Below are 20,704 nucleotides of genomic sequence, written 5' to 3'. Positions count from 1 at the left end.
ATTCCTGATGTATGTGCTCTATATTATTTTTAATAATTAATCAAGATCAAAATTATTCATCCCTTGCATATTTTTAAAAAAGTAGGAATGCTCGTTTATAAATAGACACAAAAAAATCATTTAATTAATTGATTTTAAATAATTTAATACATTTGTCTAATTAAAAACGCCTTCTTAATTTTTTCTTAAAAAAACAAGGGATTTATAAACGCCTAGTCACATCATACACTTCAATTTTGGAGTTTTATTCTTGCAAAAACATTGATTTTGACATAGAAGTATTGCCTTTTATTGTTAGTCTTCACAAAAGAAAACAGGGATTTGGATCTTCCTAACAACCTATAAGACGTAGTAAACAACTAACGGGGTGTTCTGTATGTATTTTAGGTCGTTCAGACACCCCCTTCAGGGGGGCGAACGGGCTGTTGCCCTTTGCCCCCCTATCAACAGTAGGAAGACGAGTCATCAGCCGTTTTTTACATCTAAAAAGGAATTCTAAACGGGTTCGAGGGCGTTTTATATTGTCTTATATCAGGTATTTATGATCTCCAAGACTAAATTAACCTCCTATAAAACAAAAAAGCTACCCAATCCTTTAGACCAAGTAGCTCTATTTATATATTATACATTTCTTTACTGTACCGCCACTAGCAAATGCTAGCGGTAGCCATCACGTAAACTAGCATCATCAGGGGACTATCTGGCTACACTTAATTTTCTTTTTAAATAATCATAATAATCAAAAGTAAGATAATGTATGTCTACATAATTTTTTTCAAATTTTTCATATTTGTAATTAATATTACCTTGTATAATTTCTGAATCTTTGATTAAATGCTCCTCTATATGTGGTATTAGCACAACGCTCTTAACAAATCCACACGTTTTTAATTTGACTTTAATGAATTTTTCAAAATCATTAAAATCAACTCGTAGGCTGTCTTTTAAGGTGTTATTATCAACTGTTATCAGTTTTTTGTAGTATATATCTTTTTTCTTTAAAATGGTATCTTTTTTAAAGCTACTCGAAGTTAAAATCAAATTGTCATAACCAACCGGATTATAATAAATAGATAAACTATCATTTGAAAATGACTTTTTAAATTCAGCCACAATCTTTGAATCAAAAAAAGCTGTATTATCTAAATAATAATTTATACTATCTATTTTCTTGTTTCTAGCATCTTGTGAAAAAACAAAGACCGAACTAAGAAAAAAATTAGATACAATAATCGAAAAACAAATAGTCTTAATTGTCATCATTACTTTTTTCATTACCGTTACCACTAGATCTTTCTCCAAATTGTTGTTCATAAATAAAATTATAAATCTGTTTTAATTGTTCTGGAGTAAACTCTTTAAAAAGAGACTCAGCATCTGTTACATCTTGCATACCATTTGGTTCTCCAAAAATCATAAAGTTATTACCCATTCTTTCAATCTCTGCTCCACTTGACATGGCAGGTAAATCTCTATTAAGTTGTTCTAATGCCCGCTGATAAACATCCGCAATCTTTTTTATCTGCCTAAAAGTGACACCCTCTTTATTTTTCTCAATTCTATCCCAAACATGTAGCAACCCTAACAAATGACCCATTTCATGTATTATAGTATTTGATAATTCGTCAGCTAATTCTTCTTGAGCTATTTGAGAGAATTCATCACTAAAATCTATTGATTCAGATTTTTTGGTTACGGAAAGGTAAATTTCTGTTCCTCCTATATCATCAACTACTCCACCAGCATATTGAGACATCCATTCAGGATCACCCGTTAATTCACTATGTTTTTTAATGAATGAACCATGATCCATAACTTCTATATTATATTGCTTACTTCCTATTCTATCTTCGACTAATTTCAACTTAAATACTCCTGGTTTTAAATTAAAACTACTAACTTTACCATTTAAAGCTTGCTTATATTTGGTTCGTGTTTTTTCCATCAATATATTATAAAAATCTTCAGAAACACTAGCGCTTTTTATAACTCTAAATTCTGTATTAATATAAACATTTTTAGAATCGTTCGTTATACTAAATTCTCTACCTTCTAGTTCAATACCGTCAATAACTCTATTTTCACTAAAAGCGTAAGGAGAGTTGTATGCATATATTGATTCCATAGGATCAGTACCAAAGAACCTCCCTACACGAGGATCGTGCATACGATACTTATAGTTTAAGCTGTTTCCTTCTCCCTTTATTTCATTGTCCATTTCCTGTCCCTGGAAGCCATAACGGTAGTTTCCACTGTTTCCATTTCTATTAGGTAAAAGCATTCCAAAGGGGTAATAATCACTAAATGAAAGAACATCCGGAGTAAAGGTAGTTAAATTCCCTGTAACAGTAGCAGTCTTGCGATCACTTACCACACTCATTACATTTCCTAAGTGATTGCTTAGCTCATATCGCTTATCCCCAACTGTATTACCCACTGTGGCTTCTGCTACAGCCTGATCACTGCTTAGAGCAATGTTCTTTTCTTCAATACCCAGTCGACTGCTCCCATAGATATGATGTTCCTTTAAGCGCATATCCGTAGCAACTGCCCCACTGGTATTTGCCTGATATACCCCCAATACATTCCCCTGAGCATCTCTGCTGTATAAGGTTGTCTTGTTCTCCGGCAGTACCCGCTTACCAATACGGTTCCCTAGTCCATCATAATAGAAAGATACCTCTGTACCATTGCTCTTACGGATCTTCTTTACTTTACCATCTACCCGCCATTCGATATTGCGAATCCCTTCCTGCTTGTCTTCTATCAATTGACCTATCGCATCATAACTGTAATTCCCGGGATTCTGATCCGACAAATCATTAAATGTACTCCCCGCAATGGTATCGTCTACATGGCTTAACTGATTCGAACGCACTTGCTGCCCTGTCTCCGGATCAGTAACTGTCTTATAGGTATATTGCAAGGCGTCCATATCCACAACCGATCCCTGACTGTTGACCGTAGCCCGATGCAACTGCTGTAAGTTCCCATTCTTATCATAGCTATAACTACTGTGGTATGAAGGTGTTGCTGTCATCCCGGTCAGCTGTGATCCCTGCATCTTCTTGATACGGTTTAACTGATCATATTCATAGTGATTGATCTGGGAAGACAACATCGATTCATTGTTGTCTATCAGACTGGTGACCATCTGTTTGATATTCCCGTTGTACAAATTCTTAGTACTCTCTAATCCGGGACTGTTACTGTATACAAAAGAGCTCCCTGTAGTAGTACCGATCGATTGATAATCTCCTTCGTAATAACTTAAGGAATATCCCAGGGCATCTTTAGCCACATCAGAAGTGGAAGATCCATCTCCTCCCATATCTGCCGTCGGGTCTAAGGACTCTCCATTAACGCCTTTTAACCAGCCCTGAAGGGTATAGGCGTAATCAAGACCCTGTACCTGCCTGGATCCTAGTACTGTTCTGGCTAAAGGTCCGTGTGAAAAATATGCATACCGGGCATCCTCCTCCCATATACGTCCGTTATCTGAGGTCGATACTCCTACAATACGGTTGTCTGCATCATAGCGATACTGATGGATAAACTGATCCGCCTTCCCTTTTTGATAGGTTACCCTATGAACATTACCACTGATCAGATCGTATTCGTATTGGGTACGCTTCATCCCTGAGGTAGGATCATCCAGGGTCAATGCCATCTGTTTATCGTGCTGCACCAGCTCTTTAACATTCCCATGGATGTCATAGTGATAGAAAATCGCATGGTCGTATTGTCGCTCTAAGGTCGTACTGCTATACTGATCATAGTAATAAATTCCTGCCACCCGGTTGCGGGTCGTACTCCGATAGGTCGACTGATCTGATACCGTCTCAAAAATCTCCGCCGCTCCTATCGAAAGATCGTTATAACGGGTACGGGTGACCTCTACCCGATCCCTGGAAATATTCTGAGGGTACTGATCTTCTACCCGGGTCGATACCACATTGCCCGTAGCTGTATAAACCAGTGTACCTGTCTTCTCCCGGATAGAAATCCCAACGGTTGGAGTAAGTGCTCCTGCCTCTACAATCCGACCCAAAGCATCATAAGTGGTATAGCTAAATTGATTGGCGGCTACCTGATTGGCATTCTGTGAAGCGATAATTCTTCCCAGCTCATCATAGGCAAAACGGGTAATCCCTCCATCAGGAGTTTTCTGCCATACCAGTTGATTCAGAGAATTATATCGGTATTTGGTCAATAGCTCATGTGCTGGTAATAAACTACTATTCTCCCGGGCAATATCATTAGTTCGATGCTGATTGATACGGCGATTAAGGGATTCCCCGGAAGCATCTGATGCCTGTAATTCTGTATCCGTAAAACGATCAACTCCCTCCGGAGGAACCGTTTGTAGTAAATTCCCCGACTGATCGTAATAATATAAGGTGTATTGGTATTCCTTATCATAATAGGTCATATCAAAGGTCTCTACTGCATTATCGATCGCTTGTGATAAATACTCAGCTATAAATTCTGCCCGCTTACCTGCTATATAACTATCGTATACATCCCGGGTATATGCCGCCCGAACACTTTTGACAAATTGCTGGCAATCCGTGTCATCAGGAATCGTCACTGTAACTTCTGTAAAATCGGTGAAAAATGGACGGGGAACACAGATATCTTCATTCCCGGAGGTATTCAGATAATCCGTGGTAAAAGCAGTCCAGCTTTTGGCGCTATCGCCACTGCTGCTCACATGAGCCTGATACAGATCAATAACAGCAGAACGCCCCTTATAAGTCCTACGCATCCCCGGATATCCATAGTTAAACTCTGTAGCACCAAATTCACTGATGGTCAGATAGTAAAGATCTAGTGTCGATACTATCCCTAATTTGGTCAGGTAATACTCATAATCGGCTACCAGGTATTGCAACGAGTACTGACAAAAATCTTCTGCACTAACAATATCCTCTGCCTCCGTATCCCCTATCCGACTCATCACCCCTGTATATGCAGAATAGGTCGTTGTACAACTTAGTGGTTCCACTACAGGAGGAATACAAACGGTAGGACCACAAGGAATAGTCTCATCCGCAATTGTCGTGGATTTGGCAGAGGGTGGGTTTGATTTTTTTGAGTTGTTTAGGTCTCGTGCATATGTTGATGTTGATAAGGTCTCATTCTCATTTAGTTCTGATACTATTCTCGTAGGTACCAAAGATACAGGCCATGATAATAGATCACAGAGAAATTGATTTTCATATGTTCGAGGTAGATCTGAAGCTGAAAAAGTTATAATTACATTTTTAGCTTGTTTAAGACCACCTAGACTATCTTTGTAATTGATTGTACAAAATGTTCCTCCTGAAATAGAATTATTAACCCCTTGGGTTAATTCTATATTAGAGCGAACAATTTCAATATCTATTATTTCTGAAATATCGAAAAAGTCTTCCTCTAAACTAAGTTTTATGCTTGTTATATATCCCCCAGATCTAGTAAGGATCAAATGCATAGTTCCTCTAGTCTGTATATGACCAGTAGCAAATCTATGGTAAATTGGTTCTGTTTCTGCAGAATCAAATTGATAGTCATATACAGATGTAGGATCCGTTAAGCCAAAATGGTTTTCTATCCTCTTTTGAAGATTCACATTCCCAAAAAACAATTCATCAAAAATAGTACTTGATACAGGTCTATTTTCTTTCATTGATGTAATCCCCTCATTAAGTGCTATTTTTAAAGCATGCTCTAAATTATTTTCTAATACAGCATCTCCACAAATACCATCTATATTCTCATTATCTAAATTATCCGGATTTTGTGCTAATGAAGTAGCATTATAATCTGTATTACAAAAAAATTGAAATAAGATAGGAGATTTATGATCATTAGGGTCATTTATTTTTACTCCTCTAAAATTATGCAAGGAGGTATATTGTTTACCATTTAAATCAGTAGAAACTACAGTGAATCTTCCATTAGAGCTATGTGTGATACTATCTATTTGTTTTGGTATTTCACCGGAAGGTACATTCAACGGAATTGATACCTGGTGTATATCTGACAAGTTTATACTCAGAGCATACACATTAGAAGATGTACGTGTAATAGAAAACTTGACATGTTCTTTAATCGAATAATCAAAAAACTTATCATAACAAGTTGTACAAGGAAGAGCACTTTTTACAGTCAGTACTTTCTGTATAAAATTTGTATATTCAGGATATCCTTGTAAATTTATAAGCCTTCCCTGATTTATACCTATTCCTGCTAAATCAACATTCCGAAATACGGCATTAACAAGGTGTTTAATATCATTTGCAAATTGATTTGCTTCTGCTATTGCTTCACCTATACAATCCACAGGAGGATCTTCAAAAAACTGACAATCCGGTCTAAATCCACTAACCTGACAAATTGTATTGGTCCGCATTGGTAACAGATTTGCAATACTTCCGGTTGTTGCTATCTCCTGATTGGTACTACGATCTGTATGTGTAAATGCTAATACTCCCTCTTTTTGGATATCCAACTTCGTAATCCTTCCTATATTCAACACGTTAGCTCCATCACTTCTCCGTTGTTGTATTCTAAAAATAGCCCAATTAGAGTCTCCACATTGGGTTGAGTTTGTATGATGAGCAATAGCGGACGCATCTGCTGTTGGGTCTGCTGAGAAAATCAACATTAATTCCTCAAAATGATTGGATCGTCGCAAGAAAAAACAACTGTTAAAATCCGTAGAAACATTAATGCCAGGAATATCTTTTGTATAGCGGGAAATTCGTTCCCGATATTTTGTGTTATTTAAAAAGTCACTAGTCAGGGGAGAACTTATCGTATAAGGAGTATCTAATCGGTTCTCATTGAGAATCCCTTCATTTAATAAGGTCAATAGTCCTGCTTCGAAGGTCTCTTCTGCCTGTTGATTCTGAATACATATAACCTGGTTATCTTCTCCCACCAAATCATTAATATCCCCACAACACAATAAATTAATCAGTCGGCATACTCCGGTAACTACATCACAGGATTCATATAACCTGGCAGTGGCTATTTTAGGGAAATGATCCGCTTCTCTATAGGTAATATTTAACTGTTGCTGGGTTATCTGCCCCTTATCATTATAGAGATAGTTAACATTTGCCCCCGTAATCACCTCTATAACGGCTGGATCTAATACCTGCCCCAATTCCATCGTTAATCTGGTTACTCCCCCAACTGTAAGCTCATAGGTACCCCTACCATCTGCCTTCCAAAGAGCAGCTCCTGCTCCAAAAAATGTAGCCAGATAACTTCCAGAATAAGATGACATACTATTCAAAGAAACATTCCCATTGTTTAGAGTTCCCCGTTGTTCTAATTCATACATCACATCCCGAAGGGCTGTCTCAAAACGGGTCGTATTATTACAGCCTGAAATATCTGTACCACTACCATCCCCTATATACTCCCCAACACCATCAGCTTCTGTGATACTACACGCTGCAATACGTGCCTGGGTCTGACCACTAAGAACAATCTCCTGAGTCGTAGTACCTCCAATAGTCACCTCTGCCAATACCTGATAACGAAAACGCTCACTGCTGGCATCATAACTCGAATAAATCTGTTTTACAGAAGTGATCTGCCAGGTGCCTGCTCCATAGTTCTGCCAGGTATTGCTAAAACTTGCAGGTAAACTAACACTAATAGGAATAGTACCTACTGCCTGATTGTTTTGATAAAAACGAATATCTAATGTCTTATTGGAAGCTGTAAGGTTCGTTCGTATCTCTACTGCTGCATCTGTAGGGTGACTCCCTCCTAAATCTGTAAATAATGCCGGAGTCAGATATCCTCCTCTATAGGTGCTACTAGCAGGAATACCTGAACCATACTCCTTAAAATAGTAATTTAAGTACATCTCTAAATCCCGAGCCTTAGGACATACTCCTGTAGCAATATAATATTCGTAATTAGTAAAATTAGCCAGGTCATTATAGATATCTCCTCCATTATCTCCTGAACTATATAGGTTATCCGAAGGCTTAAATCGTTTTTCCTTTTCTTTATATAATTCGCTGTGAAGATCCGCGCAGATTCCTGCTACACCCCTCTGAATCAATCCTCCTACCTGATTATTGACAGAGGTACTGTATCCCGATAATACCGTTAACAAAGTAGTCGGTGGCGCTTGTTCCCCTATACAACCATTGTAACAGCCATTGTTCATGGCGTAAATATTCGAAAATAAGCTTTGTACAACTTGTTTGGCAACTCCATAGTTCGCTTTATATGTATTCCAAAACTGATCTTGTTTCGATACATCACTAAAACCATCTACCTTTCCTAAAATACTCGCTGCAGTAGGACTGCTTCCTAATCCCAAATCACAACTGCTTATACTATTACAAACCAAAGTACCATAGGAAAATGCCATCGCACTCATTCCACTACCATTATAATTCGACAGAAGGGATTCACGAATTACTGACTCCCGGGCATTTCTGGATGTACTATTCTCTACCGCTGGGATAGTCCCTCTAAAATAAGGATCCGATGCCGATAAGGATTCCAAACTACCTAACAAACCTGCTGCCTTTGCTGCTGCATAGCTCTTAACTGATCCTAAATATGCATCATATCCATCAGAGTTCATCTTGCCTCCTGAAACCGTACTGGTCATACCACAAACTGCCCGGTTATATGTTATATAACAATACTCCGGATGATACACCAAAAGGGAAGAAGTCCAACTGTCCTGCCAGATATCATCTCTTAAAAAATCCGTAACCAAAGCCAGATTTTGTGGCTCTGTATATACATACTCCCGGTCTGCCGACTCCCGAACAACAGCCCCTTCAATAAGCATAGGGTCATAGGTAATTTCTTCTGTCGGTTGACCTGCTACAATACGTGTAGTTATTAGCTGTTTTACTTTGATATAACTAATCTGTCCATCTTCTGTATAGTAATGACCCGAGGTATACAACCCAGACCCGGAAGGAGCCGGATCATGCGCTTCATGACGAGGGTTTCGCCAACTGTTATGTTCCCCGGATGAAGTACGCGTGCTTATCAATTCATTAGATGTACTAAATATGGATAATACGCTGGAATTTTCTATTATACCACTGCCTCCTGTGGTCTGATCATTATAAACAGCTCCTCTATATGCCCCGTATTGACCTAAAGGTTTCATATCATTCCTTAAAATCGAATGGGAAATACTACAACTAAGCGAGGATGAACTAACAACATCTGAAGGGGCACCTCCATCTAAAACACCCTCTTGACAGGGAGCATTACAGGCTCTGATCAAAGCGTCCCACTGTATAGCAAAAACAGCAGCTAAACGCGTCTTTTCTTCCTCTAATTCAGTAGCTGATAAATGGGATAAGGATGAATAATCATATGCCTCTACCTGGGTGGTCACATACTGAGACTTGCTCCCATAATCCGATAGCAGGGCTGCCTCGCATTCACTACAGGTCATAAAACAACCTTCGAAACTAAGAACAGGAAGGTTACTCACTTCTTCCGGACTGATATAACACGCATCATTAGCATCCTGAAGCCTGGCTACATAGGCATCTGCATAAGATGCTAAGGCTTCTCTGTCGACCGACAAACTCTTGCTTATGGTATAACTACCTCTTGGAACCGAAGCCGTCGCTTCCGGCAAAATAAAAGTTCCTGAAGTCACTCTACTCATATCTACCTTTTCTACCACTGGAGTGGCGAGTAAAGAAACCCCGTCCAAATCCTCAATAGCTATTTCCAGATCATAAACAAAAGGATATTGAACAACCGTAGTAGGACTACAATTATCTTCAAAAAAAGGAGCATTCGATAGTGTATAATTAAATCGATAGCCCCTATCAAAGGCTGAAACCTTCGTCCCTCCATATTCCAGCGCGTCATATAAAGGACCAAATCCCCCTGTGCTCGTTTTAATAGTATTATCTAAAGCCGTATCCTTTGCTCCGCGACTGAGTTTGCCCAGTAAATCAACCGTCATTTCCTGATGAAGACTTGTGTCTTGCTCTTCTGAAAGCCCCGTTAACCCTGTCCCCGCTGCATCGCCCGATAAAGCCGTAGCAATGGTACGACCCTGAGGATCGAGATAACTAACACTTGCCTGACCATTAGGATCAATGACCAGATTCTTCTTATAATGACCGTGATGACCTACATTATAACCAAACAAACGGTTTAATTCTTTCTGTTCGGGGGTACCATAATAATACTCCATCTCTTTGCCTCTTCCTAGCTGATGGGTGATTCCTACCCCGCTTTTTCTGCGGATACGACCTGTATTATCAGGCATATATTCTATCTGTGAAAACGGATGACCCCCTGCATCTGCAATACGAGAACGAAAAGGAGTTGTCAGATCGTTTGCCAATCCATAGTATTTACTCGCTCCACTGGAAGGATCCATCCCCTTATCTGTCGTTGGCTGATCCAAAATATTCTGATGATCCAAATCAAAATCTTCATAATCATAGGGAGCTCCAGGCAATAATGAACTCTGATTGAAATCTCGAACATACCCTAATTGTGACCAAGTCGTAGGTACTGGCAACACTTCTATGGCTGATCGACCCTGAGCGTCATAAATAACTTCGCCAACAACAACATGATCGTCCGTATTGAGTTTGGTAACTGTCTGACGATTACGCAACGTACCATCAAAATAACTAACCACTTCCTTCTTCTTCCCTTCTTCTGCATAACTCGCCTGAAACTGCCAGTTCTTGCCTTCTTCATGATCCGAAGTAATTGTATAATAATCAGGCCAATCTGAAACACTTGTTTTAGGAAGAACCCCACTGCTCCAACGACCGTATTGGTATTTTGAAATGTTAGACGTATAATGTCCCACTGCACGAACTCTGTAAATCAAATAGCCTTTGCTGTAAATTAAAGGAATCGAATAACCAGTAGCCTTTGTCTGAATACGAGTACTATTACCTTTAAAATCAAGAGTGCTAAAAGCTATCTGATCCGCTCCTAAAGATGTATTAAAACGATCCCCATAACTATCAACCCAGCTCCACTCTAATTGATAATGATCCGCTCCCGAAATATTATCCCATGCAAACGATAATTCATTACTAACTCCATCAAATGTAGCTCCAATAGTGGGAATCATATCAGATAAAACTCCATAATGTGATACCCATAAGCTAGCTGATAAAGTAATATTCTCTGGGATATATCCATTAACATCTACCGATGAAGTCGATAGATTCTGATAGCGACCCTCTTCTACAACTATATGAGCCCCATAACTATCCCCAATACGATGTTCCCGAACATCAATACTATGCTGCCCTGATCCTGCAACACTATTACTGGAAACTAATAACGTAACAACATAACTCTGAGTAGGATCAAAAACTCCGGTCGATAAACGGGGAGTCACCCGAAGGCGAACCTCATAACTAAACCATCCATAAGGAGGCTGATCCGAAGCCACAGATAATCGTAAATCAGTACCAGAAGAGACCGTAACTCCACTACTGAACATACTCAGATCTGGGCGAAACTCTAATCCAGTACCTGAATTGATTGCTCCAGCGATAACTGACGGATCATAAATAACTTTATACTGACTATAACCCGAATCTATAAAGAATAAAAAGATACAACAGACAAATAGATGATGAATTCTTTTTCTCATGAATACTCCTTTTTAGTGTGAACGATTGATTAAACGATACCCTCGATAAGAACCTTCTAATGAAAGATTGATCAATGCAAAAAGCAATCAACTGATTAAAAATTCTTTAACGATTCTTAAAGTCATCAAAATTAATATCCACCTAAAAAAAAGTATCCTTTTTTATTTCTTTTTCCTGTCTTTGCAGTAAATAGTTTGCAAACAACTAAAAATAAGCATGTACATAATCATTCCGTTCTTTCAGAAAAGAATAAAAGGTGTAATTCGTTAGTAGGGTTAGAAATTTACTTTAGGATATAGCAGAATATATATCTAAAAACAAAAAAAGCCTGATAAACAATGTTTATCAGGCTTTCGTACTGAAGGCGGGACTTGAACCCGCACGGGCATTACTGCCCATTGGATTTTAAGTCCAACGTGTCTACCAATTCCACCACTTCAGCATATATTGGTATTTTGTATGCTCAGAGCGAAAGACGGGATTTGAACCCGCGACCCTCACCTTGGCAAGGTGATGCTCTACCCCTGAGCTACTTTCGCAATAATTACAAAGAACGTTTTTTGTTTTCTTTATTGCGGTTGCAAATTTAATACAATTAAAGGATTAACAAAGCTTTTTTTTAAGTTTTTTTAAAAAAAACTATACTTTAGATGCTTTATTACTGGTTAACAAGCGCTTAATCTCATTTAATTTCATCAATGCCTCTACCGGAGTAAGGGTATCGATATCAATATCGATGATTTCTTCTTTAATTTCTTCTAATAAGGGATCATCTAAATTAAAAAAGCTCAACTGCATTTCATCGTCTTCTTGTACTTTCTTTATTTTATCTGTCAATTCCTCACTACTATGTGACTTCTCTAATTTCTTAAGCATTTTATTGGCCCGGTGTAAAACCTGCTGTGGCATCCCTGCCATTTTTGCTACATGAATTCCAAAACTATGTTCACTTCCTCCTGGTACAAGCTTACGTACAAACAGGACATTATCTTTTAATTCTTTTACAGATACATTAAAGTTCTTGATTCTATTAAAAGTCTCACACATCTCATTTAATTCATGATAATGTGTTGCAAAAAGTGTTTTGGGCTTGGTAGGGTGCTCATGTAAGAATTCACTAATTGCCCATGCGATAGAAATTCCATCATAGGTACTGGTTCCTCTTCCGATCTCATCTAACAATACCAAACTGCGATCAGATATGTTATTAAGGATATTGGCTGTCTCATTCATCTCGACCATAAAAGTAGACTCTCCCATAGAAATATTATCACTGGCACCCACTCGAGTAAAGATCTTATCTACAATTCCTATTCTGGCAGATGCTGCAGGCACAAAGCTTCCCATTTGTGCCAGTAGTACAATCAATGCTGTCTGACGTAGAATGGCTGACTTACCACTCATATTCGGACCTGTAATCATAATAATTTGTTGTTGTTCTCGATCCAGGAATACATCATTTGAAATATAAGGTTCTCCGATCGGCAGTTGTTTTTCGATAACCGGATGGCGCCCATCTTTAATTTCCAGGTCATAGGACGTTTCCATAACTGGTCTCACATAAGAGTTGTCTATTGCTAATTGTGCAAAAGAACTCAAACAATCTAATTGCCCAATCAGAATAGCATTCTCCTGTACTGGTTTGATATATGAATTCATCCATACGATCAACTCCTGAAACAAACGTTGCTCTAATTCCAGAATCTTCTCTTCGGCTCCTAAAATCTTTGCTTCGTACTCCTTTAATTCTTCAGTAATATATCGCTCGGCATTGACTAATGTTTGCTTACGAATCCAGGTTTCAGGTACTTTATCCCTATGTGTATTTCTCACTTCTATATAATATCCAAAGACATTATTAGATGCAATTTTTAAGGAGGTAATTCCTGTAGCTTCTGTCTCTCGTTCTAACATTTTGTCCAGGTAATCTTTTCCAGAAAATGCAATATTTCGCAATTCATCTAACTCATCAAGGTATCCTTCGGCAATCGCATTTCCTTTCAGGATATTAACCGGAGCTTCTTCATTTAGAGTTTCTTTTATTTTGCTGCGCAATACTTCACAATCGTGTAACGTCTCTCCTATCTTCTTTAAGGCCGTATTTTCGCTATGCTGTGCCTGCGCTTTTATAGGTACAATTGCTTCTAGAGAATTTTTTAACTGAATTACTTCTCTTGGGTTTACTTTCCCTGTTGCAATTTTAGAAATCAGACGTTCGATATCCCCGATTTGCTTAATCTGATGTCGTATTTTCTGATGGAGTTGCTCTTGTTCTATAAAGTATTCTACGACTTCATGTCGTTTATCAATTGCCTCTTTATTCTTTAATGGTAATGCTAACCAGCGCTTTAGCATTCGTCCTCCCATCGAAGAAATCGTTTTATCGATCACATCTAATAGAGTCACTGCCTGAAAAGAAGTGGATCCATATAATTCCAGATTGCGAATGGTAAACCGATCCATCCAGATATACTCATCTTCTGCGATTCGCTGTATACTGGTTATATGTTCTAGTTTCTTATGTTGGGTTTCTCCCAGATAATGCAATACAACCCCGGCTGCAATAATTCCTTCAGGTAGGTGATCTACTCCAAATCCTTTGAGAGAAGCAGTCTCAAAATGTTCCTGCAAGGTTTCGTTAGCATAATCCGGCTTAAATACCCAATCTTCCATATAGAAGGCATGGTACTCCGTACCAAAGTCCTGTTCATATGTTTGTTTTTTTGCTTTGGACACCAAAATCTCACTGGGTCTGAAATTTTGTAATAATTTATCAATATGTGCTACATCGCCCTGAGCAATTAAAAACTCTCCTGTAGACACATCTAAAAATGCTACTCCCTGATTTTTTTTCCCGTAATGTACTGCAGCTAAAAAGTTATTGGTCTTACTTTGGAGTACCTCATCATTTAATGCTACTCCAGGTGTCACTAATTCTGTAACTCCTCTTTTTACAATTGTCTTAGTCTGTTTGGGGTCTTCGAGCTGATCACAAATCGCAACGCGCTCTCCTGCTTTTACCAACTTTGGCAAATAGGTATTTAAGGAATGATGAGGGAATCCTGCTAAGGCAGTTTCCTGATCGCTTCCGTTTCCTCGTTTAGTTAATACAATATTGAGAATAGCAGCGCTTCTAATCGCATCTTCTCCAAAAGTTTCGTAAAAGTCTCCTACTCTAAACAACAATAAAGCATCTGGATATTTTGCTTTAATCGCGTTATACTGTTTCATCAATGGAGTTACCTTTTTACTGTTTTTTGCTGCCAAAGGGATTTATTTTTTATGATTTATGCTAAAGTATATATTCTGTGTTTTTTATGGAAATTCAACGCTTTATAAATTAGTTCTTTTTATCCACAAAACACATTTTGGGTAAGGGGACTTAGGGCTTATTTGTATTTCATTTTAGTAAAAATATCCCATATCACTACTCCTGCACTAACGGAGATATTCAAAGAATGCTTACTTCCATACTGAGGAATTTCAATGACGGTATCACTTTTAGATACTACAGATTGCTGTACTCCTTTAACCTCATTACCGAATACCAGTGCATACTTCTTTCCTTTTAGCGGTGTAAACTCATCCAGCATAACTGCATCTGCTGCTTGTTCCACTGAAATCACAACCACTTCTTCTTCCTGTAACTGACGAACCAGTTCATCTGTACTTTCTACATGTTGCCAATCGACTGTATCAGTAGCTCCCAAAGCTGTTTTCTGAATATCTTTATGTGGAGGAACCGCTGTAATACCGCATAGATATATCTTCTCTATCAAAAAAGCATCTGCGGTTCTGAATACAGATCCTATATTATTAAGACTTCTTATATTATCCAGAATAATAATCAATGGTGTTTTATCCGAAGCTTTGAACTCTCCAATAGACTTCCGCTCCAACTCACTATTCTTTAGTTTTCGGTTTTTTTCCATATCTGCAAAAATATTGTTTTCTATAAAATGGTTCCTACCAAAACCAAGGCTCTTTATAGCTTCTTCAAAAAAAACAGGAAATCTCTCTGCTTCTTAACAATTATTTGCTTTGTGATATCACAAAATAAAGAATTAACACTTTTACATAGTATAACAACCTTTATAAACTCTCAACAAACTTGTTGGGGGTGTTTTCTTTTATCAAAGAATACACACACTACTTCCTTACAATCTCCCGCAACAGCCAACAATAATCTTTTCTGTTTTTCACAAAATCAATAGCAGACACATCAATTATTTTTACGGTGAGATCAGGTTGTGTTTTTATAAAATCAATATATCCCTGATGTATTTTTTCTAAATACGCAGCAGGAATATTCTGCTCATATGTACGGCCTCGATTTTTAATATTCTGCAACAAGCGATCTGTATTTTGATACAAATAAATATATTGATCTGGTTTCACCACCTCTTTATACATAATGGTAAAAAGTGTACGATATAGTTTAAATTCTTCTTCCGGAAGGGTTACCTGTGCAAAAATCAACGACTTATAGATATCATAATCAGATACCATAAAATCTTTAAACAAATCTAACTGAGAAGAATCTTCTGTAAATTGGCGATAGCGATCTGCCAGGAAAGACATTTCTAATGGGAAAGCATATCGTTCTTTATCTTCATAAAATTTTGGCAAAAATGGATTATCAGAAAAGCGCTCCAACACCTGTTTTCCATTAAATTCTGCTGCAATCATAGTTGCCAGAGTTGTTTTTCCTGCTCCAATATTTCCTTCAATCGCCAGATAGCTAAAATCACTAAATGAGAAATTCTCTTTAGGATTGATCAGTTGTTCCTTTGCTTTTTTGATCTCGGCAGTATCTTTCGTTTCTCTCAATAATACTTCTATAGTTTTATCAAAAACAGGATGGAGCTCTTGGGCTGCTATTTCTTCTAAAGGAACCAATACAAATTTTCGCTCTTGCATCGAAGGATGTGGTACTTTTAGTTTTTTAGTAGCTACTACTCCACAAGATGACAAAATAACATCCAGATCAATTACCCGTGCCTCATAGCCTTCCCCTTCTTTTCGATGACGTCCCAATTCCTGTTCTATTCCCATCAAGATATCCAATACCTGTTCTGGCGTATACCTTGTTTTAACGGATATACATGCATTATAGAAATCATCACTGGAAAATCCCCACGCAGGGGTCTCATACACTCCGGATATACAAAGCACATCTCCAACTTCTTCATAGATGGCATCAATTGCTTTTTGCAAATATGCCAACCTATCTCCGATATTACTCCCTAATGATATATGTACCAGATGAGATGCTCTCTCCATAAAAAAACCTTGTATTATACATTCTGACCTCATTCGTCTCAGAACCATCCGACAAAAGTAGCTAAACTAAAACCACAGTAAAAAAAATGTTGTTCACATTCTTGACAAAATCATATTAGTTCCTATTTTTTACTCGGATATTCTTCCAGGCTACAAATGTAAAACACTGGTACTTTTGCCTATCTTTACATATAAAAACGAAACATTGACAACTACTCACCTTTCTTCCAAAGACCAATATATTGCGTATCGAACCTATCTAATTCTGGGAGCTCTTTTTATTGCATCACTTGTCGTATCTAATCTAATTTTTCAAAAGTTTTTTTACTGGGATTTTCTGGGAGTCTATACCTTTGAAATCTCGGTCGGGATACTCCCCTATCCAATTACTTTTCTTATTACAGATATTATCAGCGAGATTTATGGAAAGCAAAAAGCGAATCAGATTGTAACTGCCGGAATTTTTGCTTCTTTATTTTCGCTCCTTATTATTTTTGTAGCTGATATCGTTCCTGCAACTTCCTGGTCTCCCATTACCGATACGGTATTCTCAACCGTATTCGGAGCGACTACTATTGCAGTATTAGCATCTATGCTTGCTTATCTATTTGCTCAATACATCGATATTCAGGTATTTCATTTCTGGAAACGGATTACCAAAGGAAAGCATTTATGGCTTCGTAATAATTTTTCCACTTTTTTCTCGCAACTTATTGATACTGCTACCGTACTTTTATTACTATGTGCTAGTCATATTATAGAATGGGATCGTTTCGGTGCTTTATTACTCAATGGTTTTTTGTTCAAAATGCTGGTCGCTGTTCTGGACACTCCTTTGATTTACCTAGGAGTTTATTGTTTTCGAAAAAGATTTTCTCTAAAACAAGGAGAAGAATTAGCACTTACAGTATAAACTAACAAATTTTTAATCTATAAAAACAATAAAATATCAATTCAAAATCGTTATTTTATTCTCTTGAAATCAGCAACACTGATTACAAAGAAATACAGAATCAAAATCCCCAAATAACACTAAAAAATAGTATCGCTACAAAATAAGAAGCAAATGAAAAAAATAGTTAAAATCATCGGAGCCTTTCTTTTAGTATGCATTCTCGCACTGATTGCTCTTCCCTTTTTATTCAAGGGAAGCATTCAGGATAAAGTACTACATTTCATCAATGAACAGGTAAATGCGACTGTTCACTTCTCGGATGTAGATATCAGCTTATTTCAAAATTTCCCACAGGCAACCGTAGTAATCAACGACTTATCAGTTACGAATCACACTCCTTTTGAGGGAGACACTCTTGCTTATTCCAAACGAATCGAATTGGCTATGGGAATGAGTCAACTTTTTAAAACATCTTCTCAGGCAGTCAATGTTACTCGAGTGATTATTGATGAAGCCAGTATCACTATTAAAACGGATAGTCTTGGGAATTCTAACTTAGATATTGCAAAAACTACCGAAAAAGAACAAACGACACCTGAAACATCTTCCAGTGATTTCACCTTTGACCTAAAACACTATGAATTAAACAATAGTAATATCCGCTATCAGGATGATGTAAGCAAAATTAAAATGGATCTTACTACCATCAACCATGTTGGAGAAGGTTCTGTTTCAGGACAAAAAATCATTTTAGACACCCAATCATCTGTAGCAGCTTCCTTAGACATGGACGGCTCTAATTACCTCGACAAAAACAAACTACAATTAGACGCTGAATTAGAATTGGATCTGGAAAATCAGAAATACTCCTTTAGAGAAAATAAATTATTACTTAATCAACTCCCTTTAGAATTTGCAGGATTTGTTCAGCTATTAGAGAAAAGTACCTTATTGGATCTCAGTTTTAAAACACCTACCTCTGATTTTAAAAATTTACTGGCAGTTATTCCTGCCTCTTATGCCAAGGATCTCAATGGGGTAAAAACATCGGGGGATTTTTCGGTTGATGGAATGGTCAAAGGACACATTAGCGACACGCAGATCCCGACCATGGACATTAAAATTCTTTCGCATAATGCTTCTTTCAAATATCCCGATCTTCCCAAAAGTGTTACAGGAATCAATATAGATACTAAGGTAAAGAACGATACCGGAAATCCTGATGACACTTATATTACTATCGACAATTTTACTTTCAAAATTGATCAGGATGCTTTCGCTGCCAAGGGAAGCCTGCGAAACATCACCAAAAATATGCTGGTTTCCATGGGGTTACACGGAACTGTCAATCTGGCTAATGTAAACCAGGCATATCCACTGGAATTGGAACAAAAATTAAATGGAATTGCGAATGCCAATGTTCAGGTGGATTTTGACATGAACGCTTTAGAGAAAGAACAATATCAACACATCAAAAGTAGTGGAAGTGCCGGCATCAAAGATTTTGCATATACCTCCGAAGAACTCCCTAATGAAATCCACATTCAGCAAGCCAATGTCCTTTTCCAACCCGAAACGATTACATTGGAAAATTTACAAGCCACTACTGGAGCTTCTGATATGGAAGCAAAAGGTAGCATTCACAACCTTATGGGCTTTCTTTTTGCCAAACAGGATCTTAAAGGAAACTTTGATGTTTCCTCTACTGTTTTTGATGTTCATGATTTTATGGTAGAAGATACTGCTGCAGATTCTCTACAACAAACCACATCAACGACAGAAGAAGCCTTACAGATTCCTTCTTTTTTAGATGCAACTCTAACTTTTGATGCTAAAAAAGTAATCTACGACAATCTTACTCTTAAAGATGCCAAAGGAACCGTAAAAATAAAGGATGAAACCGCCTATTTACAAAAAGTAACTTCCTCTATTTTTGATGGAGGCATTGCTTTTGACGGGAAAGTTTCTACTAAAGAGAAAAAACCAAATTTTGATATGGCTCTCCAATTAAATAAGATAAACATTGCACAATCATTCAGCAGTTTGGATCTATTAAAAGGTTATGCTCCTATCGCAAAAGCATTAACAGGCTTACTCACAACAGAATTACAACTAAACGGAGACCTAAATGACGACCTTACTCCCGTACTAACCTCTATTAAAGGAAGTGCATTAGCAGAAATACTGAATGCTCAAGTCAACTCCAGCAAAGCTCCACTGATAAGTAAACTGGATGGGAAACTGGATTTCCTGAAGCTAGACAAACTCAATATCAAAAACATCAAAACTCATCTGGATTTTAATGATGGAAAGGTAAATGTCAAACCTTTTAATTTTGATATTAAAGGGGTAAAATTTACTGCAGGAGGTAGTCACGGTCTGGACAAAAACATGGATTACAAGGTAACCATGGACGTTCCTGCTAAGTATCTGGGAAAAGATGTAACTAGTTTGCTTTCTCAATTGAGCCCTCAGGAAGCAAAAAACATGACAATTGGAGTCCCCATCGGAATCGCAGGTAATTTCACAAACCCACAAATAAAATTAAACACTTCCGGAGCAGTAAAAGAAGTAACCCAACGTATTATTGACAAACAAAAAGGAAAGGTAAAAGATCAACTTCTCAATACAGGAACAGGAGTTATTACAGATCTTTTAGGAGGCGCCAAGTCTAAAAGTGATTCCACTAAAACAAACACAACTAATACTCCTGAAAAACAATTAAAAAATGCTGCAAAAGATATTTTGGGAGGAATGTTTGGACGCAAAAAGAAAAAAGACACCACTAAAACTAAGAATTAACATTTTCATAAAATGAATTCCATATATCTTACAAAAACTTATTAAAAATCTCCTAAAACCCCTATTGTTTTCCTACAAAACATAGGGG

General features: G+C 37.5%; 7 protein-coding genes and 2 tRNA genes. 2 read left to right on the top strand and 7 right to left on the bottom strand.

From position 1 onward, the window contains the following. Nucleotides 1-696: 696 nt before the first annotated feature. The 7 genes from HN014_RS09885 to folK form a co-directional block, all read right to left on the bottom strand. Entirely contained in the window at nt 697-1,263 is a 567-nt protein-coding gene (locus HN014_RS09885) for a hypothetical protein (RefSeq protein WP_217704369.1), read from the bottom strand. Next, the gene (locus tag HN014_RS09880; protein WP_176028717.1) at nt 1,250-11,635 is read right to left on the bottom strand and encodes an RHS repeat domain-containing protein; all 10,386 of its coding nucleotides are present in this window, start codon (nt 11,633-11,635) and stop codon (nt 1,250-1,252) included. The genes HN014_RS09885 and HN014_RS09880 overlap by 14 nt, the downstream gene beginning before the upstream one ends. Before the next feature lie 357 nt (nt 11,636-11,992). Beyond that, nucleotides 11,993-12,078: transfer RNA gene (locus HN014_RS09875), tRNA-Leu, on the bottom strand. Between the two features lie 25 nt (nt 12,079-12,103). Then, nucleotides 12,104-12,175: transfer RNA gene (locus HN014_RS09870), tRNA-Gly, on the bottom strand. 100 nt (nt 12,176-12,275) lie between these two features. Beyond that, nucleotides 12,276-14,867: a DNA mismatch repair protein MutS gene (mutS, locus tag HN014_RS09865; protein WP_176031076.1), complete on the bottom strand. Its 2,592-nt coding sequence runs from the start codon at nt 14,865-14,867 to the stop codon at nt 12,276-12,278. Nucleotides 14,868-15,025: 158 nt separating this feature from the next. After that, nucleotides 15,026-15,568, bottom strand: coding sequence for a TrmH family RNA methyltransferase (locus HN014_RS09860; protein ID WP_176028716.1), 543 nt, complete (start codon nt 15,566-15,568; stop codon nt 15,026-15,028). A 217-nt stretch (nt 15,569-15,785) separates the two neighbouring features. Beyond that, nucleotides 15,786-16,919 (bottom strand): 2-amino-4-hydroxy-6-hydroxymethyldihydropteridine diphosphokinase, encoded by a 1,134-nt coding sequence (gene folK / locus HN014_RS09855; RefSeq protein WP_176028715.1) that lies wholly within the window; start codon nt 16,917-16,919, stop codon nt 15,786-15,788. A 175-nt stretch (nt 16,920-17,094) separates the two neighbouring features. Here folK and HN014_RS09850 point away from each other — a divergent pair, with 175 nt between their 5' ends. Beyond that, nucleotides 17,095-17,832 (top strand): queuosine precursor transporter, encoded by a 738-nt coding sequence (locus HN014_RS09850; protein WP_254884123.1) that lies wholly within the window; start codon nt 17,095-17,097, stop codon nt 17,830-17,832. A 153-nt stretch (nt 17,833-17,985) separates the two neighbouring features. Further along, entirely contained in the window at nt 17,986-20,616 is a 2,631-nt protein-coding gene (locus tag HN014_RS09845; protein WP_176028714.1) for an AsmA-like C-terminal region-containing protein, read from the top strand. The last annotated feature ends 88 nt before the right edge of the window (nt 20,617-20,704 follow it).

The sequence above is a fragment of the Aquimarina sp. TRL1 genome, assembly GCF_013365535.1.
GTDB classification, from domain to species: Bacteria; Bacteroidota; Bacteroidia; order Flavobacteriales; family Flavobacteriaceae; genus Aquimarina; species Aquimarina hainanensis.
This window is presented reverse-complemented; position numbering and strand designations above follow the sequence as displayed.